This window comes from Pseudothioclava arenosa (assembly GCF_002358085.1).
GTDB lineage: Bacteria > Pseudomonadota > Alphaproteobacteria > Rhodobacterales > Rhodobacteraceae > Pseudothioclava > Pseudothioclava arenosa.
In genome coordinates this window covers 42788-61605 of record NZ_NTJD01000002.1, presented here as the reverse complement: position 1 = coordinate 61605, position 18818 = coordinate 42788, and the positions used below count along the sequence as shown (strand labels likewise).

Sequence of the window (18818 nt, the reverse complement as noted above, 5' to 3'; positions counted from 1 at the left end):
AGGAAAAGCGAAATAACTGCGGCCCGCAACTCTCTGTGCAGGCATCAGGCGCGCGGATCACGCGGTGTCAGCCCCCCTCCAATTTCGTCCGGGCGGATGATCGTGCACCGTGCGCGGCCTGACCGCTTGGACTCGTACAGCGCCGCATCCGCGTCGGCGATCATGCGCTCGGCCGAAGGATGATCGTAGCTGCGCGACAAGATCACACCTATAGACCCCGAAATGCGACATAGCCCCCCCTCGAAGGGAATGGGCACCTCAAGTCGCGCAATGATCCTTTCGCCAAGCTCTTTCAGGCGCTCAGAGGCCAGATCCCCGCGCAAAAGCAGGATGAACTCGTCTCCTCCAATCCTCGCGGCGAGATCTTCGTGGCGGATCTCCTCGCGCAGGATCCTCGCGACGTCTTCAAGCACCCGATCACCCGCCGCATGACCCAGCGAGTCATTGACCGCCTTGAAATGGTCGAGATCGAGATGCGCTAGCGCAAACCCGCCCCCACCGGCGCGCGTCGCCGCAATGGCGCCCGCAAACTCGGCGTCAAACGCCCGTCGGTTGGCAAGCCCGGTCAGCGCATCGGTCATCGCCTTGTCTAGCGCGGCGGCGCGCGCATCTTCGAGACGCGCGGTCAAGCCGCGCAACTCGGCCATAATGACCGCCTTGGCCTCTTGAAGATAGAGCAGTTCGACAGCCAGATCGGAGGGCGCGAAATCATCATTGGTGAGGCCGAAACACCTCACCGCCTGCGCCAGGTGGACCCCAAACGTCAGGTTGATCAGCGCCCCACCCCCGCTGCTGGGCGGCAGGGCGATGGCACTCCCGCGCAGACCGATATCGGGATGCTTCCGGAGCCAGAGATGGATGCGTCGCCCCGGCGCAACCCGCCACTTTCCAAGCAGAATTTCGGGTTGCGGGGCACCATCCGGGCCCGGCACCCGCATCGCCCCACTGCGTCGCCACCCGCGCCGCGGCTCGAAATAAGTCTCGATCGGTTGGCCAAGCCCGACGCCACCTGCAATCTTTTTCAGGGTTGGGCCCATCGCCCGCACGCGCCCGCCCGCGTCAAGCGACAGATACATCGGCATCAGGCCGCCCAGCTCCGTCAACGCCGTTTGCCGACACGCAAGGCAGCGGCCGATTTCCTCGTCCCGCGATGCGAGTTCGGGGCGGGGCAACTCAAAATTCATGCCCCCCCCCCCCCGAGCTGTGCGGCAACCGCGTGCTGCCCGGCGGCGAGGTCGAAACCGCGCCCCTCGGCGAAAGTGATGTCGAGCAAGGTGATCGTCAGGCGAGCGCCACGCGCGGTCTCGTCGGGCTCGATCAGGGCAAGCGCGCCATAATCATCTGCCATCGCGCGCAACAGGCCCGCAAGCACCGCCACCCAATCCGAGCGTTGCGACGTCACACGCAGCTCAAACCGCCCCTCGCCTTGCTCGGAAAGTCGCAAGCCGGGCAGTTCGAGATCCGGCAGCGCCATGCGCGCGCGATCCGGCAACTCATCCAGCGAATGCAGAAATTCCCAATAGTTGCTGCCGCCGAAGCGCAAAAGGCGCCGAAGCGCCTCGCGCGAGGCAAGAAACGTGCCCACATCTTCCAGCAGGGCGTCCTCGGGCCGATCAAGGACCACGCCGGCCGCCTCGATCAGGCGATCGGTCAGAACGTCGTCATAATGCAGCATGGTTTCGAACCCGTCCGGGCCGATATCAATGCGCGCGGCGATCCGCTGCCAGACGGCATCGCCATAGGAAGACGTCAGAAAACACTGAATGGACTTGTTAATCAAACCGAGCATGGGACCTCCTGCGCGGCCAGACTAGCCGCGGGAAGTTAAGGAAGCCCAAAGACTTGAGAAGATTCAGAACGGGCGCACGGAGTAGGTGTCGATGCGTTGCTCCACCCCGCCCTCATTGATCACGATCGCGCTGTCACCAATCCGCAATTGCTGAATGGTGGCGGGTTCGATGGCAAAATCGCCCGCACGGATCGCCTCAAGAAGCGCACGGCCTGTCAACGGTGCATCAGCGCCATTTCGCACGAAGGCGACCCCGGTGACGCTGATCCACTCGCCCGACGCGGCGAGCGCCAGCAAGGTGGTGTTGCCGTATTGCACGGAGCGATCACGTCCAATCACCACAAGGGCTTCGTCGCCGGGCCGCGAGGGCACCAGATCGGCGCGCAGCAAGAGGCACCCCGAGATGTCGCGGTTGCCTTCACCCCGACAGTCCGCCGGTTTAATCGCGTTCCCCATCACATCGCGCAGAATCGTATCGAGGAGCGGCTGCGGAATATCTCCTGCCGGCACGCGCTCGATCGCCGCCAGCCATTCCTCGCGCGAGCCCGAGAACATCGCCGTCATCCGGCGCTCGGCATCATAGAATTCCCAGCTAGAATTGGCAGCATCCAGCTCGGTCAGAAGCGCAGCAAGCTCCGTATCCTCCGCCGCCATCTCGCGCAGCTGCGCCAATCCCGCCTGCCCCTCCGGGCCCCAGTCAAAGCGCATCTCGGCCAGCGGCAGGTCCACCACCTTGACCGTGTCCGCCTGATAGCGCGCGATCTGCGAGCGCACCGCGATCTGCTCGGGCTCGATCAACGGCGTCAGCCAGAGCGCAGCGAGACCCACAATACCCAGCGCCATCACGATATTGGCGCGCCGGATCCGTTCCATCCAGCCGCCCGCGCGCAGCGCCGAGGCACCATAGGCCAGCCCATAGCCACAGATCACCGCGACCGCCGCGACACCGACGACGAGCGTGGGCGTCCAGCCCTCGGCGCTCACCCGCCGCCAATAGACCAGCACCAGAAGTGCCGCCAGAACCGGTACCATCCCCGCCAGCGCCCGCGCGACGCTGCGCATGAACCGGCTCTGCACCGCCTCGGCATCGTCCTGATCGAGCGCGATCGACACCAGCGCAATCGCACCCAGCGCCGTCGTGATCAGCACCTCGGAGGCGCTCAGGCCACCCAGCGTGAAGGTCGCGCCCTGCAGCAGGAAGGCCACGACGAAGATCACAACCACCAGCAACACCACCGGCGCCAAAAGCCGCAACAGCCGCAGCACCAGCACCGGCGAGATCATCTCGGAGAATTCATAGACCACCGCGAGCCCAAGCCCGCAGGCCGCGCCGCCGACGGCCATCACCACCGCCTCTTCGCGCAGCAGGTCGCGCAGCAGGTCGACACCGACGAAATGCAACAGCTCGGACAAAAGGAACAGCACGCCCATCGAGACGCTCGCGAACAGCGAGGCCGAAGCGAAGCGCACCACGACATTCCAGGTATCCATGAACAGGTCGGGATAGTCGTGCCAGCCCGCCGAGCCAAAGCGCATCAGGGTCATCGCGAAGGGGATCGGCAGGGTTGAAAGGATCAGCGCCGCCAGCAGCACATGGCCGGTCTCGAAAACCTGCACCGAGGGCACAAAGCCCTGCGCCTGCCATTGCACGAGCCCCGCGGCAACCAGCGCGATCGCGCCTCCCGCCAAGAGCGCCCGACGCGGACCGAACTCCCCCAGCATTGCCAGAGCGGCGGCACCGAAGCTCAGCGCGAAGACCGCCAGCCCCGGCCAGTACCACAGGTCCTCGCCCTGGCGCGCCAGTTCGAACACCGCCCAGAGGCCAAGCCCGGCCATTGCACCAAAAATTACGTGGTACCAATGCGTTCTGCTCATGTGCTCCTCCACTTTGGAACAGGTTAGCGCGCAGAGCCGGGGTTGGATAGAGACTCTATGCGCGCAGCACCCAAGCCGCGAGCGCGCCGATGTCGGGCAGGACGACCTCGGCCAGGGGCGCGAGGTCCTCCGCGCGCGCGGGACCCGTCAGCACGCCGACCGGGCGCATACCGGCGGCGCGGGCGGCGTTCAGGTCATGGGTGCTGTCACCGACCATGGCGCAGGCCTCGGGTGCGACACCGAGGTAATCGGCAAAGGCCAAAAGCGGCCCGGGCGCGGGCTTGGCGCCATAGCCGCTGTCATAGCCCGCAACGAAATCAAAGAACCCGGTCACTCCGGCCGCAGCCAGATGGGCACGCGCGGCGGCCTCGGAGTCGTTCGTCGCGACGCCCAGCCGCAGCCGCTGCCCGCGCAAGCCCGCGAGGCAGGGCGCCAGATCGACCGGCGCGACCAGCGGCAGATCCTGCGCGGCCCCGTCCAGCTCGTCGGCCAGCGCACGCCGCTCCCAGTGCGGCAGATGCGGCAACAGCAGATCGACGGCATCGTCAAGCGTCCCGGCGATCACCGGCGACCAGGGATGAAAGCGCAAGGCCGCAAGATCATAGCCGATCGAGGCCGCCATCCGCCCCGCCAGTGCGCCATCGCCACCCGCCAGTTTCGTCAGCTGCCGCTCGGCCCAGACGCCCCAGCTCGCGTCGAAATCGAACAGCGTGCCGTCCTTGTCGAAAAGAATTGCCTCGATCATCGCGCCCTCAGGTCCAGTGCCGCAGATCGCCGCCGCCCAGGATTGCGCGCGCATCGACAATCTCCTGCGGCGCGACGCCCAAGGCCTGCGCACAGTCGATCACCCAGTCGTCCTGCTGCAAGATGAAATCGAGCACCGAGGCCAGAAACGCGGGCTCCTGTGCCTGCGCGCGCAGATCGGCAAGGCTTGCGCCGCTCATGTGCAGAAATCCGTCCAAAAGCCCATCCTGCCCCGCCAGCCAGCCCAGAGCCTGCAGGGCCCGGGTCTGCGCAATATCTTGCCGCTCCATTAAAGTGACCGCCCGTTGGTAGTGATTTGTTAACCTTCTCTTGGGCATGATGGAGCCATCTCAACGGCAGGTCAAAGGAGTCATTTACGACGATGCCGGGAAAAGTCCTGATCGTGGATGATGTGGCCACCAATCGGATCGTGCTCAAGGCGAAGCTGCGCGGCGCCCGCTACGAGACGATCCAGGCTGGCACGGCGGCGGAGGCGTTGCAACGCCTGGCCGCCGAGCGTCCCGATTTGGCGCTGATCGCCTCCTCGCTGCCCGACATGAGCGGGACCGAGCTGTGCCAGCGGATCAAGGCCGCAGGCGTCGGCGCGCCGGTCGCGGTGATCATGCTGGCCTCGGTCGAGCAGCCGGGCGAACGGCTTGCGGCGCTGCGCGCGGGCGCGACCGATTATCTTGTGAAACCGGTGGATGAGCTGGTGCTGCTGGCGCGGCTGCGCGCGCTGTTGCGGGCGCATGAAACCGACGAGGAGATGGCCCAGCGCGAGGCGACCTATCGCGCGCTCGGGCGTGACGCGGCGCCTGCGTCGCCACCGCCCGCGGGTCGGATCGCGCTGATCGCCGCCACGACCGAAACCGCCGTCTGCTGGAAAACCGCGTTGGCGCCGCGTTTGCCAGGCGACCGGATCGAGATCCTTGACCGCGACATGGTTCTGGCCGGCTCGATCGGCGGCACGGCGCCCGACGCCTATGTCATCTCGGCCGATCTCGACACGCCGGGCGCGGGCCTGCGGCTGATGTCCGAATTGCGCGCGCGGCCCGCCTCGCGCCATGCCGCGATCTGCATCGCCGCCGAGCCGGGGGCGCGTGAGACCCGCGCTATGGCGCTGGATCTGGGCGCCTCGGACCTGCTGCCGCGCCAGATCGCCCAGCCCGCCGCTGCCGAAGAATGCGCGCTCCGCCTGCGTGCCCAGATCGCGCGCAAGCGCCTGCTCGACCGGCAGCGCGCGATGCTGGCCGACGGGTTGCGGCTTGCGGCGGTCGATCCGTTGACGGGCCTCTTCAACCGCCGCTACGCGATGCCGCATCTCGCGCGCATGGAGGAACGCGCCCGTGCAACCGGGCGGCCTTTCGCGGTGATGGCGCTCGACCTCGATCGCTTCAAGTCGATCAACGACCGTTACGGCCACGCGGCCGGAGACCTGGTGCTGCAAGAGGTCGCGCGGCGGCTCAACCTGAACCTGCGCACGATGGATCTGGTGGCGCGGATCGGTGGTGAAGAGTTCCTCGTTGCGATGCCCGACACCTCGCTGGAAGAGGCGCGCCGCGCTGCCGAGCGCCTGCGCGCAGTCGTCGAACACCAGCCCTTCGCACTGCCCGAGGGACGCGGCGCAATCCCGGTGACGGTCTCGATCGGGCTGGCGCTTGGCGGGGTATCGGGGCCCGGCGAAACGGTCGAGCTGGTGATGCGCCACGCCGATCACGCGCTGTTGGGGTCAAAAGCCAGCGGCCGCAATCAGGTGCGCATCTTCAACTCGGCCGCCTGAGGGTTTAGTCGCGATCTTTGCCGCCGAACCGTTTCTCGCCCCGTGCAAGACGCTCGGCAAAAGCCTTGCGTGCCTCGGACGACATCTTGAGAACGCGCTCGCGCATCAGTTCGGCGCCGATGTCGATCCGCGCCAGCATCCGCGTGCGCTGACGCTCCATCACCGCGTCGAACGCCGCCGCATCGAAGGGCTCAGCCCGGAGGGCCGCGATCAGCGCCTCGCGATCGGCGCGATCCTTCACGCGCATCTCACGGAAGCTGCCGCCACGCGCCTCGGCCGCCGACCGCAGCGCCTCGCGTTCATCATGTGACAAGGCCGCGCTCAGCGCCCCGATATTCACATCCCCGATCCGGGGTTGCGGGTGGCGTTCATGGCCGACGATGCCCCCGATCACCACACCCGCAATCAGCAGGTTCAGCGTGACCGAGCCGATCAGCAGCGCCTTGGTCCAGCCCCCGAGCTTCGCCTTGCCGTTTTGCGTCTCAGCCATCTCAGTAACCCTCCCCAAGCGCCAGTGTCACAAGGTCTTCACCCGGCATCAGCTCCAGCGTGCCGATATCCGCCGTCGTCCCCGGCCAGTAGCTGGCCAGATTATCCGCCCCGGCGAACCCGATCCAGAGCCCGGCCAGCGCGGCCGTCGCCATGCCGCCCAGACCGATCGAGCCTCCGAACAGGCCCGAGATCGTCGCCCAAAGGCCATCCCGGCCCGCAGGCGCCCGTACCGGCGGCGCCGTCAAGCCCGCCTGCGTGGCTTCGGCCTCGGCCAGAACCCGCGCCATGAAATCGCCCGAGGGCATCGGCGCCTCGGCCTTCGCTGCCGCGAAGAAACGCTCCAACTCGTTCTCGTGCTCAGTCATCGCCAAACCCCAATTCCTCGCGCTGTCCCGCCAGGAGCTTCGCCAGCCCCCGCTTTCCACGCGCCGTCAAACTTTCTACGGCCTCGACCCCGATTTCCATCGCTTCGGCGATCTCCGGGTTCGACATTCCTTCGATATGCCGCAAAATCACCGCCTGCCGTTGCCGTTCCGGCAGGGCCTGAAGCGCCGCCTGCAGCGCCGCCGCGCGGCCGGTCTCGATCATCTCATCGAGCACCGAGGCGCGCCCGTCCTCGATCTCGGGCGCCTCGTCCAGCCCCACGCCGCGCCGCTTGCGCAGCCGGTCGGTGGCGAGGTTGCTGACCACCCGATAAAGCCAGGTCGAGACCTTGGCCTCGCCGTTGCGCCAGTCGGGGGCGATCTTCCAGAGCCGGAGCATCGCCTCCTGCGCCAGATCCTCGGCCTCGGCGCGATCACCCAGCATCCGCAGCGCCACGCGAAACGCCAAGGGGGCGAAGCGCAGCGTCAGCGAACGCGCCGCCGCCCGGTCCCCATTGCCATAGAGAACCAGCAGCGCCTCATCCGAGACATCCGATAACGCGTCGAAAGCCATGCTCATAATGCCCCTTGGCTAGCGCGATCGCGGGCCCTTGGCAATTTGCCGCGAAGGGCAGGCCCGCAGCCCGGCCCGGGTGGTCCCGGGCCGGAGCGGTTTCAGATCAGTTCTGCGCCGGCGCGTTGCGCTGGAAGAACGGACGCCAGCCGTCCTGATCGCCCATCATGCGCTGGCCACCCATCTGGCCATGGTCATGCATCATCCGGCCGCCTTTCATGCCCTGACGGTCGTGGTCGCAATCGCGCCCGCCACGCTGATGGTCGCCCTTGCCACCTTTGCCGCGCATGTCATGATCGCCCATGCGGCCCTGCATGCGCTCGCCCAGCATCTTGCGGGCGGCCTGCGCTTCGGCGGCGCTCACCGCGCCATCGCCGTCACGGTCAAGGCGTTTGAACATGTCCGCAGGCATCCGCTCGCGGCTGGCCAGTTCCTCGGCCGAGAGCATCCCGTCACCATCGACATCCTGCGCGGCGATGCGAGCCTTCACGCGCTCCTCGATCCGGGTCTGCGCCTGTTTCATCTCTTGCGCGACGAATTCCTCAGCCGAAATCTTGCCATCGCCATTCGCGTCGAGCCCGGTCACGCGCGCCTTGCGGGCGGCGTCGAATTCCTCGGCGGTGATCTTGCCATCCTTGTCGGTGTCGAACTGCTCGAAGATCGGCATCGCGCCGTCATCCATGCCCGTCGGCATGCGCGGCATCTGACCGCCCATCATCGGGCCATTGCCCGCACCCGAGCCGTCGCGCGCCTGCATCTGTTGCTGCTGTTGCTGCTGCGCGAAGACAGGGGCGGTCGCGACCAAGCCGGTGCTTGCCACCAGAGCCGCCAGAACAAAAGCTTTACCCATCGGTTTCATCTCGATCTCCTGAAAAACCAGGCGGCGTCTTGGTGCCGCAGATACCCCCAATACGCCCCCCGCCCCGCTTTCCGTCGCCTTCGGGCGCCGGCACACGCATCCGTGACATGGCGTGAAGGCGGGCGCGGGCTTCCCCCCGGCGCGAAAACCTGTCTTAGTGGCGCCAGGGAGAGACCAGATGACCGAATATACCGAGATGCCCGAGGACGACCGCCCCGTCGGCCAAGCGATCTGGCGGGGGCTGACCTGCCGCTGCCCGGCCTGTGGCGAGGGCACGCTGCTCGAAGGCTACGCCCGCGTGCGCGCCGCCTGCCCGGCCTGTGGCGAGGCTCTGCACCACCAGCGCGCCGATGACGGCCCGGCCTATCTGACCATCCTCGTGGTGGGGCACCTGCTCGCACCGGCGATCATGGCTGTCTATTTCGCCTTCCGCCCCGAACCTTGGATGATGATCGCGCTGTTCGTGCCGAGCTGCGTCGCGCTCAGCGTCTATCTGCTGCCGCGCTTCAAGGGGATGCTGGTTGGCATCCAGTGGTCGCGCCGGATGCATGGCTTCGGCGCCGGAGAGATCGTGCATGACTGAAGCCCCCACCGCCCCGCCGATCGACAAGACCCAGTTGCGCGACGCCGCAAGCCTGATCATTCTGCGCCATGACGCGCCGCAGGGCCCTGCCGTGCTGATGGGCCAGCGCGGCGCGGGCGCGGCCTTCATGCCGTCGAAATACGTGTTCCCGGGCGGCGCGCTCGATGCCGCCGACTGGCATGTGCCGCTGGCCGAGCCGCTGTCGCAGACCTGCGCACGCAGGCTTGCGGTCGAGGCCCCCGACGGCATCGGCCCGGCGCTGGCCGTGGCGGCGATCCGCGAGCTTTGGGAGGAAACCGGGCTGATCCTCGGCGCGCCCGGCGATTGGCCCGAACCGCCCGCCGAAGACTGGGCGGCGATGGCGGCACTGGGGTATCGCCCCTCGGCCACGCCGCTGCGCTTTGTGTTCCGCGCGATCACGCCAAAGGGCCGCCCGCGCCGCTTCGACGCGCGCTTCTTCCTCGCCGATGTCAACGAGATCGCCGGCGACCCCGATGATTTCTCGCGCGCCTGCGACGAGCTTTCGCATCTGCATTGGGTGCCGCTGACCGAGGCGCGTCAGCTCAACCTGCCCTTCATCACCGAAGTGGTGCTGGCCGAGGTGCAGGCGATGCTGGCGGGTGGCCGTTTGTGCGACCCCGAGAGCCTGCCCTTCTTCGACAACCGCACCGAGCGCGCGACCTTCCGCCGGATCGCCTGAGCTAGCCGCGCCCGGCCAGGACCAGCGCGACCAGCGAGGCGACGACCAGCGCGATGCCCGCGCCCTCGCGCCGGTGCAAGCGCTCGCCAAAGAACCAGACCGAAGCGAGCAGCGTGAACACCATCTCGATCTGCCCGAAAGCGCGGACATAGGCCGCGTTCTGCAGCGCGAAAGCGGCGAACCAGCCCGCCGACCCGCCAACCCCGGTCACGCCGACCCAGATCGTGCGCCGCCAGGCGGCGACCACGCGGCTTAGCTCGCCGGGTTCGAACACCCGCAGGTAAAGCGCCATGCCCAGCGTCTGCGAGCTCGTCGCCGCCGCCAGCGCCACCATCGCGCGGATCAGGAAAGGCAAGGGTTCAAGCTCGACCGTGGCGCCGCGATAGCCGATCGCAGCCACGGCAAATCCCGCCCCCGCCAAAAGGCCATAGACCATCGGGCGGCCCAGCATCCGGCCACCCTCAGGCGGGCGCGACATCAACATCACGCCGCCAAAGCCGATCACGATCGCCAGCCAGCCCAGGGGCGCCACCGGCTCGGACAGGATCAGCGCCGAAAACAGCGCGACCTGAAACGTTTCGGTCTTGGTGAAGGCGACGCCGACCGCGAAATTGCGTAGCTTGAACAGCGCGACCGTCAGGAACGTGGCAAAGATCTGCGCCGCCCCGCCCGCCAGCACGAATGCCCAGAAGCGTGGCGTCAGGTTCGGCAATGCCTCGCCCGTGCCGAGCAACAGCGCCGTGGCCGCCACCAGCGCGATCGGCGCTCCGAAGAGGAACCGCGAAAAGGTCGCGCCCCCCACCGAGAGGCCCGAGCCCGAGAGCACCTTTTGCAGAACGAACCGCGCGGTCTGCAGCGCCGAGGCCACAATCACCAGCGCCGCCCAGAGCACCCCGCTCATGGCCCGATCTGCGCCAGATCGTAGCCGTTGAAGGCCAGCACCTCGCGCGCCGCCGCGATCAGGTCGCCACGCGCCGCCATGCCGGGTCGTGCGAGGATCATCCCAAAGCCGCCCTCGGGCGTGCCCAGCACCGCGACGCGGTAATCCTGATCGGCCCACAAGAGCCAGACCGGCGCGCCGCCAAAGGCCCGCCCGCTGGCCGCCATCCGCGCGCCCGGCCCGGTGACGGACATCCGCGCGTCAAGTGCCATGGGCGCCGCCCCCGCGCAATCAATCCCCGAAATCCGATAGCCGCCGCCCTCCGCGGCCCAGTCCTGCCGCGCGCCCGCGCAGCCCGGCGTTCCCGAGGCGACAACCTGCCACCCCCCGGCCATCCGCACGGGCTCAAAGAGCGCCAGCGACGACATCCGCCCCGGCTCGGAGAGCAAAGGGCCGCCGGGCTCCGGCGCGCCGAGGCATCCGGCAAGCGCCCCGGCAAGCGCCATCGCCCCGGCCAGACGGATCAATCCACGCATAGCGTCGCCCTCGTGCCGGCATCTGTCAGCACCTCGTTACAACCAAGCAAGGGCCGGACCGGCGCACAGGTCATCGACCGCGCAAGGCACACGCCCTCGCAATCGCTTTCCTTGCGGCAGGATTGATTGGCATCCTTGGTCCGACGCGCACAAATTGAGCCAAAAGCCCCGCTCGACCAGATCCCGCCGTCAGCCTCGCAGGCCTTGCGCTCGGCCTCGACGCGGGCGGCGCCGACGGGCTCAAGGCGCGGGGGCCCCGGCTCGGGTTTGCAGGCCACGAGGGCCAGAGCCATCAGGGCCGACAGGGCAAGCGCGCGCATGGTCCCCTCCTCAGAACGGCATCGGCAGATCGCGGTGGATCTGCTTGATCGCGTCATGGACCTCTTTCGGCAGGGTGATCCGCGCCGCGTCGATCGCCGCTGCAATCTGCGCAACCGAGGTGCCGCCGATGATCGGGATGATCGAGCCGGGGCGTTCCATCACCCAGCGAATGGCCATCGTCACCGGGTCAAGCCCCGCCTCGCGCGCGACGCCGACATAGACATCGGCAATGTCAAAGGCGCGCGGGCTGGAGCGCCCGCCCAGATCCGCCACGATCGCACGGCGCGAACCCTCGGGCGTGGTATCGCCCGAATACTTGCCGCTCAGGATCCCCGCCGCGAGCGGCGAATAGGCCAGCAGCGTCACGTCTTCGTGGTGACACAGCTCCGCCAGATCGGTATCGAAATAGCGGCACATCAGCGAGTATTCGTTCTGGATCGTGGCCATGCGCGGCCCTTTGCTCGCCTCGGCCAGCCGCAGCCATTCCGAGGTGCCCCAGGTCGTCTCGTTCGACAGCCCCAGATGCCGGATCTTGCCCGCCTTGACCATCTCGTCGAGGGTCTCAAGACAGGCCGCCATGTCGTCTTGCACCCGCGCGGTGTTCTGCGTCGTCGGGTCATAGCGCCAAAGCGCCCGGAAATGGTACGAGCCACGGTTGGGCCAGTGCAGCTGATAGAGGTCGATGTAATCGGTCTGCAGCCGACGCAGCGAATTCTCGACCGCCTCGCGGATCCGCTCCGGGCTGATCGGCGGCCCGCCCTTGATCGCGACCGAGCCAGTGCCGACGATCTTGGTGGCGATCACCACATCGTCGCGCCGCCCCCGCGCCTTGAGCCAGGTGCCTATAATCTCTTCGGTGCGCCCGGTGGTTTCGAGCCGCACCGGGTTGACCGGGTAAAGCTCGGCCGTGTCGATGAAATCAACGCCCTGATCGAGCGCATAATCGAGCTGCGCATGGCCCTCGGCCTCGGTATTCTGCGTCCCCCAGGTCATTGACCCCAGACAGATTTCGGACACTTCCAGCCCGGTGCGACCCAGTTCGATCCGGCGCATTCCTCTTCTCCTGTTGGTGGTTTCGGCGCGACCTTGGCACAGGGCCCGCGCGATGGAAAGGGGGGCTCAGCCGACCAGCGGGATCAGCGCGCCGTAGCCCTCGGCCTCCATCTCCTCAAGCGGCACGAAACGCAGCGCCGCCGAGTTGATGCAATAGCGCAGCCCGCCGGTCTCGCGCGGCCCGTCGGGAAAGACATGGCCCAGATGGCTGTCGCCATGGGCCGATCGCACCTCGGTGCGGAGCATCCCATGCGATGTGTCGCGCAGCTCCTGCACGTGCTCGTCAAGGATCGGGCGCGTGAACGAGGGCCAGCCGCAACCCGATTCATACTTGTCCGACGAAGCAAACAGAGGCTCGCCCGAGACCACGTCGACAAAGATCCCGCGGCGCTTTTCTTCCAGGTATTCGCCCGTAAAGGGCCGCTCGGTGCCGCTTTCCTGCGTCACGCGGTATTGCTCGGGGGTCAGGCGGGCCAGCGCCTCGGCGGTCTTGGCATAGCGGGTCATCGGTATCTCCCTGTTCTGCCCGAGAGATAGCGGGGCAATCGGAAAAGGAAAGGGCCGCGCGCGGTCAGGCGGCAAGGCGCGGCACCAGCGCGGCCATGACCGCACGCAACAGGGCCTCGGCAGCCTCGGGCGTGGCGGCCTCTGTATAGACGCGAAACTCGGGCGCGTTGCCCGAGGCGCGCAGATGCACGATGCGCCCGTCCGCAAGCGTGACGCGCAGCCCGTCGGTCTGGTCAAGGCACTGCTCCGGGCCGAAGGGGGCGAAAAATGCCGCACGCGCCTCGGGCGATGTGGCAAAGCTGTCGAGCAGGCCGTGCGCAATCTCCGGCGGGACATCCCGCAGGCGGTCGGCGGAGGTCGCGCGAGCAGGCAGCGTCGCAAGCAGCGCCGCCATGCCGCCCGCGCGGCGCGCCTCGGCCAAAACCGTCGCAAGCGGCAGCACCGCATCGCGCGTCATCAGCGGCGCGATCGGCCCGGCGGGGGCTGCGGCCTCGAAGCCCAGCAGGAAGCCTCCATTCGGCTCGAACCCGGCCACGCGTGCCTGCGGGTCAGCGGCCTGTTCGGCCAGCATCTCGGCAATCACGTAGGGCGAGCCGATGCGGCGGCGACGGGTCGCGCGAAAGGCGCCCATGCCTTCGATCATGGAATTGGCCGAGACCGGCGTGCAGACTACCTCGGCCCCAAGCGCGCGCGCCGTGAGGACGCCTAGGATGTCGCCCGCAACCAAATGCCCCGCCCCGCCCATCAGCAAGGGCCGGTCGCCATCGGCATCGGTCGAAACCAGCGCATCCAGCCGATACTCCGCGCACCAGCGCGCCAGATCGGCGCGGGTCTCGGGCGACACCGCCTCGGTATCGACCGGATAGAAATGCCCGGCGCGGGCCAGTTCGATCACCTCTGCACCGAGCGCGCGCAACAGCGCGGGCAACAGATCGCGCGCGACCGAGGATTGCGCCCAGACGCCGATGCGCATCCCTGCCAAAGCCTCGGCCCCGAAGGCCCCGGCATAGCGCGCCAGATAGGCCTGCGCGGCATCCGTCCGGCGCTCCAGAACGCCCGGCCCGTCCAGCAGCGCCCGCGCGCCCACGTCATGGGCCGCGCGCATCGCCGCCTCGCTGGCCTTGTCGATCTCGCCATCGGGGCGGTAGAACTTGAGCCCGTTGCGGTCCGCCGGGATATGGCTGCCTGTCACCATGATCGCCCCCGCGCCCTCGGCCATCGCCAGAAGCGCCAGCGCGGGCGTCGGCAAGGCACCCAGATCAACCACCTTCCGCCCCGCCGCGATCAGCGCCGCGCGCACCGCCCCCGCGATCATCGGCGAGCTTGCCCGCAGATCCCGCGCCAGAAACACCTGCGCGCCGATCCGGCAGGCCGCAAGATAGGCATCGACCCAGCGCGCCACCCGCTCGGGCGTGAAATCCCGCGCCAGCCCGCGAAGCCCACTCGTGCCGAACTGCAATGGCATGATCTCTCTCAAAGGTTGTTCGTCGCAGCCTTAGCACCCGAAAAAACCCGCCGCAATCACAGCAGGCTTGCCCTGTGGATAAAGCCGTGCTCTACATGGCAAATACAACCTTGAGATGTATTTGTTTTCCTAGCGGAGACCCGGATGCAGACGATCACGCCTATCCTGCTCTGCGGCGGCTCGGGCACGCGGCTCTGGCCCTTGTCACGGCAGGGCTACCCCAAGCAGTTCGTCCCGCTCGCCGGAACCGGGTCGCTGTTCCAGCAAAGCGCCGAGCGGCTGAGCGGGCGGGGCCGCGGGGTTTGCTTTGCGCCGCCGGTGGTGGTGACCGGGGCCGATTTCCGCTTTGTCGCGACCGAGCAGCTGGCCGAGATCGGGATCGAACCCGGCGCCGTACTGCTGGAACCCGAGGGCCGCAATACCGCCCCCGCCGTGCTGGCCGCCGCGCTGCATCTGGCGGCGCGCGACCCCGAGGCGCTGATGCTGATCGCGCCGGCCGATCACCTCCTGCCCGACCGTAACGCCTTTCGTGCCACCGTCGCGCGCGCCCTGCCCGCCGCGCTCGCGGGCCAGATCCTGCTGTTCGGGATCAAACCCGACCGTCCCGAAACCGGCTATGGCTATCTTGAGCTTTCCTCCCCCACCTCGCCCGCTGGCAGCGCCACGCCGCTGTCGCGCTTTGTCGAGAAACCCGATGTGGCCGAGGCCGCGCGGATGCTCGCCAGCGGGCGGTTCCTTTGGAACTCGGGGCTGTTTCTGTTTCGCGCCTGCGACATCCTCGCGGCCTTCCTGACCTGCGCCCCCGAGCTGCTGGCGCCGGTGCGCGCGGCGCTGGCAGGCGCCCGTGCCGACCTGGGGTTTTTGCGGCTCGATCCCGAGCCCTGGGCCTGCCTGCCCGATATCTCGATCGACTATGCGGTGATGGAAAAGGCCGACAATCTGGCCGTGGTTCGCTATTGCGGGAAATGGTCGGATCTGGGCGGCTGGGACGCGGTCTGGCGCGCGGCGCTGCACGATCCCGAGGGCAATGCGACCTCGGGCCCGGCGATCGGCATCGACTGCACCGGATCGCTGCTGCGCTCGGAAAGCGAGGGGCTGGAGCTGGTCGGCATCGGGCTGCGCGACATGATCGCCATCGCCATGCCCGACGCCGTTCTGGTCGCGCCCAAGGACCGCGCGCAAGAGGTGAAACAGGCGGTGCTGAACCTGCGCCAGCGGCAGGCACCACAGGCCGACCGTTTCGCGAAAGAGCACCGCCCCTGGGGCTCGTTCGAATGCCTGTCGCGCGGCGAGAGGTTTCAGGTCAAGCGCATCCATGTCAGGCCGGGCGGCGCGCTGTCGCTGCAAAGCCATGCACATCGGGCCGAGCATTGGGTCGTGGTCGAAGGCCGCGCTCAGGTCACGCTGGGCGGCGACACCCGCATCCTTGAACCCAACGAGTCGATCTATGTGCCGCAGGGCGCGCGGCATCGGCTGGAAAACCCCGGCGCGGACCCGGTGATCCTGATCGAGGTGCAGACCGGCGATTACCTCGGCGAGGATGACATCATCCGCTATGACGATGTCTATGCGCGCTAGGCCTTAACCGACGATCAACCCCGGCGCCTGCGCCCCGGTCTCGACACGGCCGATCACGCAGGCCTCGGCGAAGCCATGCGCAGCAAAGATTGCCAGCACCTCATCGGCCGCCTCGGGCGCGCAGGCCACCATCAGCCCGCCGCTGGTCTGCGGATCGCTCAGCAAAGCGCGCTCCGCCTCGGGGAAGCCTTCGGGCAGGGTGACCTCGGCGCCGTAGCTCGCCCAGTTGCGCCCCGACGCGCCGGTGATGAACCCCGCCGCCGCCAGCTCACGCACGCCCGGCAAGACCGGCACCGCGCCCCAATCAAGGCGCAGCGCGTGGCCCGAACCGCGCGCCATCTCCATCGCGTGGCCCCCAAGGCCGAAGCCCGTGACATCGGTCATCGCATGCACACCCGGCAGGCGCGCAAGCTCCGGCCCCGGCGTGTTCAGACGCGTCGTCGCCGCGATCATCGCGGCATACCCCTCGGGCGAAAGTTCCTCTTTCTTCAGCGCCGCCGACATCACGCCCACCCCGATCGGCTTGCCCAAAATCAGCACGTCTCCGGGCTGCGCCGCGCAATTCGCCTTGACGTTGGCGGGGTCCACCAGCCCCAGCGCGACCAGCCCGTAGATCGGCTCGACCGAGTCGATCGTGTGCCCGCCCGCGATCGGAATCCCTGCGTCCCGGCAGGCTGCCGCGCCGCCTTCGAGGATCTTGCCGATGTTCTCGACCGAGAGCTTGCCGATCGGCATCCCCACAAGCGCCAGCGCAAAGATCGGCTGACCACCCATCGCGTAGACATCGCTGATCGCATTGGTCGCGGCGATGCGGCCGAAATCCTCGGGATCGTCGACGATCGGCATGAAGAAATCGGTGGTGGCAACCAACGCCTGCCGATCGTTGATCTGGTAGACGGCGGCGTCATCCGAGGTCTCGATACCGACCAGAAGCGCCTCGGGGATCGTCATCTGCGCAGTGCCGCGCAAAATCCCCGACAGCACGCCGGGCGCGATCTTGCAGCCGCAGCCCCCGCCATGCGCCAGCGAGGTCAGGCGCGGTTCGGTCGGGGTCGCGGGATCAGCTTGCGTCATCGGGGCCTCCTTGGGGCGGGGTATCGGACAGGGCAGCAGGCAGCGCCTGCGCCAGGCTCTCGGCCAATGCGGGCAGGTCCGCCGCGGCAAGGCTCGGCGCGGCGATCTCGGCCACCGGCACCTGCATCCGCGCGCGATGCTTGGCGTAGCGCGGGTCGTAATGATCGGCCATCAGCCCCTCGGCCAGCGCGGCGAACTCGCCCGCGCGCGCCTCGGCCTGCCACGCGGCGATGCGCTTGGCGGGATGCATCGCCGCGAGCCGGGCAATGATCGAAACGATCCGCTCGGGGTCGTCGAGCAGGTCGGCATAGGCGCGGGTCAGATAGGCCGCGCGCTCGGACAGAGGCGCCATGATTTCCAGCCGCGGCGCATCGCAGATCGCGCGCCAGACCGCAGGTGGCACGCGGCACTCGCCGACCTTGGCGCTTTCGGCCTCGATCACCACCGGACGCGCCGGGTCCAGCGCCGCCATGGCCAGCGCAAGCCGCCCCTCAAACGCGCGCTGGCTCGGTTGCGGGCCGACCGCGCCGAACAGCGAGCCGCGATGATTAGCGAGGCCCTCGAGGTCCAGCACCTGCACGCCCTGCCCCGCCATCAGCTGCAAAAGCTCGGTCTTGGCCGAGCCGGTATTGCCATCAAGCACCACCGCGCGCGCCGGGAAAGGCCGGTCATAAAGCGCCTCGACGACCAGCTTGCGCCAGGCCTTGTAGCCGCCCTCGATGGTTTCGGCGCGCCAGCCGATCTGGCGCAGGATCGTGGTGAACGACCCCGATCTCTGCCCGCCGCGCCAGCAATAGACCAGGGGCCGCCAGCCGCCCGGACGGTCGGCCAAAGGCCCCTCAAGATGGGCGGCGGCATTGCGCGACACCAGCGCCGCGCCGATCTTGCGCGCGTCAAAGGGCGAGACCTGTTTGTAAATCGTGCCGACGCGGGCGCGTTCCTCATCGCTCAGCACCGGCAGGCTGATCGCGCCGGGGATGTGATCCTCGGCATATTCCGAGGACGCGCGCACGTCGATGATCTCATCGAAGCCGAGCGCGGCGAGATCCGACAGGGAGGAAAGCGTCACAGGCATGGGGCAGAGATAGCCCAAGGCGCGCGCCACCGGAAGAGGCCTCGCAGGGCGCAATTTCCCGCGATTGCGGCCGGGGCGAGCCCGCCCCTGTCGTGCAAAGCCTTGAAACTCGCGCCAGAAAGGCCCTATCTCAGGGAACCAGCGGCCGCGGCGCCGCATAGCGAAAGGAAAGACCCATGCGCAACGCAGCCCTGATGCTGGGAATCATCGGCGGCCTGATCGCCATGGTCGTGGGCTTTTTCGGCTATGGCTACACCGAGGTCGTGCGCAATCACGCCGAGGTCGGCGAGATCTTTGGCCAGGTCAACAACGAGCAACTGATCCGGATTTCGAGCTTCCTCTCGCCGCTGCTGGCGATTGCGGGCGGCGCGATGGCCAAGATCCGCGCGCTCTGGGGCGGGGTCCTGATGCTGCTGGGCGGTGCGCTGATGTATCACGCCTTCGGCTTCGGCGTCTTTACCATGTTCCCGATCGGCTTCTGCCTCGTCGGCGGCATCCTCGCGCTGGCCGCAGGCAAGCCCGACGAACCCAAGGCGCATTTCTGATCCTGATAGCGGCGCGCGGCGGTTTT

General features: G+C 68.0%; 22 protein-coding genes. 5 read left to right on the top strand and 17 right to left on the bottom strand.

What is annotated here, in order from left to right:
- Positions 1 to 44: 44 nt before the first annotated feature.
- From CLN94_RS02590 to CLN94_RS02570, 5 genes are all read right to left on the bottom strand, one after another.
- Positions 45 to 1172 carry a GGDEF domain-containing protein gene (locus tag CLN94_RS02590; protein ID WP_245845044.1) on the bottom strand — a complete coding sequence of 376 codons (1128 nt, stop codon included), beginning with the start codon at positions 1170 to 1172 and terminating at the stop codon, positions 45 to 47.
- Between the two features lie 8 nt (positions 1173 to 1180).
- A complete protein-coding gene (locus CLN94_RS02585) occupies positions 1181 to 1789 on the bottom strand; it encodes a heme NO-binding domain-containing protein (RefSeq protein ID WP_096430846.1) in 609 nt (202 codons plus the stop codon).
- A 63-nt stretch (positions 1790 to 1852) separates the two neighbouring features.
- Complete coding sequence (locus CLN94_RS02580) at positions 1853 to 3664, bottom strand: DUF4153 domain-containing protein (RefSeq protein ID WP_096430844.1); 1812 nt, start codon at positions 3662 to 3664, stop codon at positions 1853 to 1855.
- Between the two features lie 55 nt (positions 3665 to 3719).
- On the bottom strand, positions 3720 to 4409 hold the full coding sequence (locus CLN94_RS02575) for an HAD family hydrolase (protein ID WP_096431435.1): 690 nt from the start codon (positions 4407 to 4409) through the stop codon (positions 3720 to 3722).
- Positions 4410 to 4416: 7 nt separating this feature from the next.
- Positions 4417 to 4698: a DUF3572 domain-containing protein gene (locus CLN94_RS02570; protein ID WP_096430842.1), complete on the bottom strand. Its 282-nt coding sequence runs from the start codon at positions 4696 to 4698 to the stop codon at positions 4417 to 4419.
- A gap of 92 nt (positions 4699 to 4790) precedes the next feature.
- Here CLN94_RS02570 and CLN94_RS02565 point away from each other — a divergent pair, with 92 nt between their 5' ends.
- Positions 4791 to 6188, top strand: coding sequence for a diguanylate cyclase (locus tag CLN94_RS02565; RefSeq protein WP_096430840.1), 1398 nt, complete (start codon positions 4791 to 4793; stop codon positions 6186 to 6188).
- A gap of 4 nt (positions 6189 to 6192) precedes the next feature.
- Here CLN94_RS02565 and CLN94_RS02560 read toward each other — a convergent pair whose 3' ends face one another.
- The 4 genes from CLN94_RS02560 to CLN94_RS02545 all read right to left on the bottom strand — a co-directional run bounded on the left by CLN94_RS02560 (position 6193) and on the right by CLN94_RS02545 (position 8475).
- Positions 6193 to 6678, bottom strand: a complete 486-nt coding sequence (locus CLN94_RS02560) for a periplasmic heavy metal sensor (RefSeq protein WP_096430838.1) — start codon at positions 6676 to 6678, stop codon at positions 6193 to 6195.
- Between the two features lies 1 nt (position 6679).
- Positions 6680 to 7045 carry a dihydroorotate dehydrogenase gene (locus tag CLN94_RS02555; protein WP_096430836.1) on the bottom strand — a complete coding sequence of 122 codons (366 nt, stop codon included), beginning with the start codon at positions 7043 to 7045 and terminating at the stop codon, positions 6680 to 6682.
- Positions 7038 to 7622 (bottom strand): RNA polymerase sigma factor, encoded by a 585-nt coding sequence (locus tag CLN94_RS02550; protein WP_096430834.1) that lies wholly within the window; start codon positions 7620 to 7622, stop codon positions 7038 to 7040. Before CLN94_RS02550 ends, CLN94_RS02555 begins: the two co-directional genes overlap by 8 nt.
- A 100-nt stretch (positions 7623 to 7722) precedes the next feature.
- Complete coding sequence (locus CLN94_RS02545) at positions 7723 to 8475, bottom strand: EF-hand domain-containing protein (protein WP_096430832.1); 753 nt, start codon at positions 8473 to 8475, stop codon at positions 7723 to 7725.
- Between the two features lie 178 nt (positions 8476 to 8653).
- Between CLN94_RS02545 and CLN94_RS02540 the strand changes: the two genes are divergently transcribed.
- Positions 8654 to 9058 carry a DUF983 domain-containing protein gene (locus CLN94_RS02540; protein WP_096430830.1) on the top strand — a complete coding sequence of 135 codons (405 nt, stop codon included), beginning with the start codon at positions 8654 to 8656 and terminating at the stop codon, positions 9056 to 9058.
- Positions 9051 to 9758 (top strand): NUDIX hydrolase, encoded by a 708-nt coding sequence (locus CLN94_RS02535; RefSeq protein WP_096430828.1) that lies wholly within the window; start codon positions 9051 to 9053, stop codon positions 9756 to 9758. The genes CLN94_RS02540 and CLN94_RS02535 overlap by 8 nt, the downstream gene beginning before the upstream one ends.
- A 1-nt stretch (position 9759) precedes the next feature.
- On the opposite strand, the gene CLN94_RS02530 is transcribed toward CLN94_RS02535, so the two are convergent.
- The 6 genes from CLN94_RS02530 to CLN94_RS02505 all read right to left on the bottom strand — a co-directional run bounded on the left by CLN94_RS02530 (position 9760) and on the right by CLN94_RS02505 (position 14520).
- Positions 9760 to 10659 (bottom strand): DMT family transporter, encoded by a 900-nt coding sequence (locus tag CLN94_RS02530; RefSeq protein ID WP_096430826.1) that lies wholly within the window; start codon positions 10657 to 10659, stop codon positions 9760 to 9762.
- A complete protein-coding gene (locus CLN94_RS02525) occupies positions 10656 to 11174 on the bottom strand; it encodes a lipocalin/fatty acid-binding family protein (RefSeq protein ID WP_143598867.1) in 519 nt (172 codons plus the stop codon). Before CLN94_RS02525 ends, CLN94_RS02530 begins: the two co-directional genes overlap by 4 nt.
- Positions 11162 to 11494 carry a hypothetical protein gene (locus tag CLN94_RS02520; protein WP_096430822.1) on the bottom strand — a complete coding sequence of 111 codons (333 nt, stop codon included), beginning with the start codon at positions 11492 to 11494 and terminating at the stop codon, positions 11162 to 11164. The genes CLN94_RS02525 and CLN94_RS02520 overlap by 13 nt, the downstream gene beginning before the upstream one ends.
- Before the next feature lie 10 nt (positions 11495 to 11504).
- Positions 11505 to 12548 carry an aldo/keto reductase gene (locus CLN94_RS02515; RefSeq protein WP_096430820.1) on the bottom strand — a complete coding sequence of 348 codons (1044 nt, stop codon included), beginning with the start codon at positions 12546 to 12548 and terminating at the stop codon, positions 11505 to 11507.
- 66 nt (positions 12549 to 12614) lie between these two features.
- Positions 12615 to 13055, bottom strand: coding sequence for a peptide-methionine (R)-S-oxide reductase MsrB (msrB, locus tag CLN94_RS02510; protein WP_096430818.1), 441 nt, complete (start codon positions 13053 to 13055; stop codon positions 12615 to 12617).
- A 64-nt stretch (positions 13056 to 13119) separates the two neighbouring features.
- Positions 13120 to 14520 (bottom strand): phosphohexomutase domain-containing protein, encoded by a 1401-nt coding sequence (locus CLN94_RS02505; protein ID WP_096430816.1) that lies wholly within the window; start codon positions 14518 to 14520, stop codon positions 13120 to 13122.
- A 144-nt stretch (positions 14521 to 14664) separates the two neighbouring features.
- Between CLN94_RS02505 and CLN94_RS02500 the strand changes: the two genes are divergently transcribed.
- The gene (locus CLN94_RS02500) at positions 14665 to 16098 is read left to right on the top strand and encodes a mannose-1-phosphate guanylyltransferase/mannose-6-phosphate isomerase (RefSeq protein ID WP_096430814.1); all 1434 of its coding nucleotides are present in this window, start codon (positions 14665 to 14667) and stop codon (positions 16096 to 16098) included.
- 3 nt (positions 16099 to 16101) lie between these two features.
- On the opposite strand, the gene selD is transcribed toward CLN94_RS02500, so the two are convergent.
- Positions 16102 to 17172, bottom strand: coding sequence for a selenide, water dikinase SelD (gene selD / locus CLN94_RS02495; RefSeq protein ID WP_096430812.1), 1071 nt, complete (start codon positions 17170 to 17172; stop codon positions 16102 to 16104).
- Positions 17159 to 18247, bottom strand: coding sequence for a tRNA 2-selenouridine(34) synthase MnmH (gene mnmH / locus CLN94_RS02490; RefSeq protein WP_096431433.1), 1089 nt, complete (start codon positions 18245 to 18247; stop codon positions 17159 to 17161). Before mnmH ends, selD begins: the two co-directional genes overlap by 14 nt.
- Positions 18248 to 18423: 176 nt before the next feature.
- Between mnmH and CLN94_RS02485 the strand changes: the two genes are divergently transcribed.
- Entirely contained in the window at positions 18424 to 18792 is a 369-nt protein-coding gene (locus CLN94_RS02485) for a hypothetical protein (protein ID WP_096430810.1), read from the top strand.
- Positions 18793 to 18818 lie beyond the last annotated feature (26 nt).

Coding starts and splice junctions, on each gene's coding strand:
- CLN94_RS02585 (WP_096430846.1), bottom strand. CDS start 1,789: ATGCTCGGTTTGATTAACAAGTCCATTCAGTGTTTTCTGACGTCTTCC.
- CLN94_RS02580 (WP_096430844.1), bottom strand. CDS start 3,664: ATGAGCAGAACGCATTGGTACCACGTAATTTTTGGTGCAATGGCCGGG.
- CLN94_RS02575 (WP_096431435.1), bottom strand. CDS start 4,409: ATGATCGAGGCAATTCTTTTCGACAAGGACGGCACGCTGTTCGATTTC.
- CLN94_RS02570 (WP_096430842.1), bottom strand. CDS start 4,698: ATGGAGCGGCAAGATATTGCGCAGACCCGGGCCCTGCAGGCTCTGGGC.
- CLN94_RS02565 (WP_096430840.1), top strand. CDS start 4,791: ATGCCGGGAAAAGTCCTGATCGTGGATGATGTGGCCACCAATCGGATC.
- CLN94_RS02560 (WP_096430838.1), bottom strand. CDS start 6,678: ATGGCTGAGACGCAAAACGGCAAGGCGAAGCTCGGGGGCTGGACCAAG.
- CLN94_RS02555 (WP_096430836.1), bottom strand. CDS start 7,045: ATGACTGAGCACGAGAACGAGTTGGAGCGTTTCTTCGCGGCAGCGAAG.
- CLN94_RS02550 (WP_096430834.1), bottom strand. CDS start 7,622: ATGAGCATGGCTTTCGACGCGTTATCGGATGTCTCGGATGAGGCGCTG.
- CLN94_RS02545 (WP_096430832.1), bottom strand. CDS start 8,475: ATGAAACCGATGGGTAAAGCTTTTGTTCTGGCGGCTCTGGTGGCAAGC.
- CLN94_RS02540 (WP_096430830.1), top strand. CDS start 8,654: ATGACCGAATATACCGAGATGCCCGAGGACGACCGCCCCGTCGGCCAA.
- CLN94_RS02535 (WP_096430828.1), top strand. CDS start 9,051: ATGACTGAAGCCCCCACCGCCCCGCCGATCGACAAGACCCAGTTGCGC.
- CLN94_RS02530 (WP_096430826.1), bottom strand. CDS start 10,659: ATGAGCGGGGTGCTCTGGGCGGCGCTGGTGATTGTGGCCTCGGCGCTG.
- CLN94_RS02525 (WP_143598867.1), bottom strand. CDS start 11,174: ATGCGTGGATTGATCCGTCTGGCCGGGGCGATGGCGCTTGCCGGGGCG.
- CLN94_RS02520 (WP_096430822.1), bottom strand. CDS start 11,494: ATGCGCGCGCTTGCCCTGTCGGCCCTGATGGCTCTGGCCCTCGTGGCC.
- CLN94_RS02515 (WP_096430820.1), bottom strand. CDS start 12,548: ATGCGCCGGATCGAACTGGGTCGCACCGGGCTGGAAGTGTCCGAAATC.
- msrB (WP_096430818.1), bottom strand. CDS start 13,055: ATGACCCGCTATGCCAAGACCGCCGAGGCGCTGGCCCGCCTGACCCCC.
- CLN94_RS02505 (WP_096430816.1), bottom strand. CDS start 14,520: ATGCCATTGCAGTTCGGCACGAGTGGGCTTCGCGGGCTGGCGCGGGAT.
- CLN94_RS02500 (WP_096430814.1), top strand. CDS start 14,665: ATGCAGACGATCACGCCTATCCTGCTCTGCGGCGGCTCGGGCACGCGG.
- selD (WP_096430812.1), bottom strand. CDS start 17,172: ATGACGCAAGCTGATCCCGCGACCCCGACCGAACCGCGCCTGACCTCG.
- mnmH (WP_096431433.1), bottom strand. CDS start 18,247: ATGCCTGTGACGCTTTCCTCCCTGTCGGATCTCGCCGCGCTCGGCTTC.
- CLN94_RS02485 (WP_096430810.1), top strand. CDS start 18,424: ATGCGCAACGCAGCCCTGATGCTGGGAATCATCGGCGGCCTGATCGCC.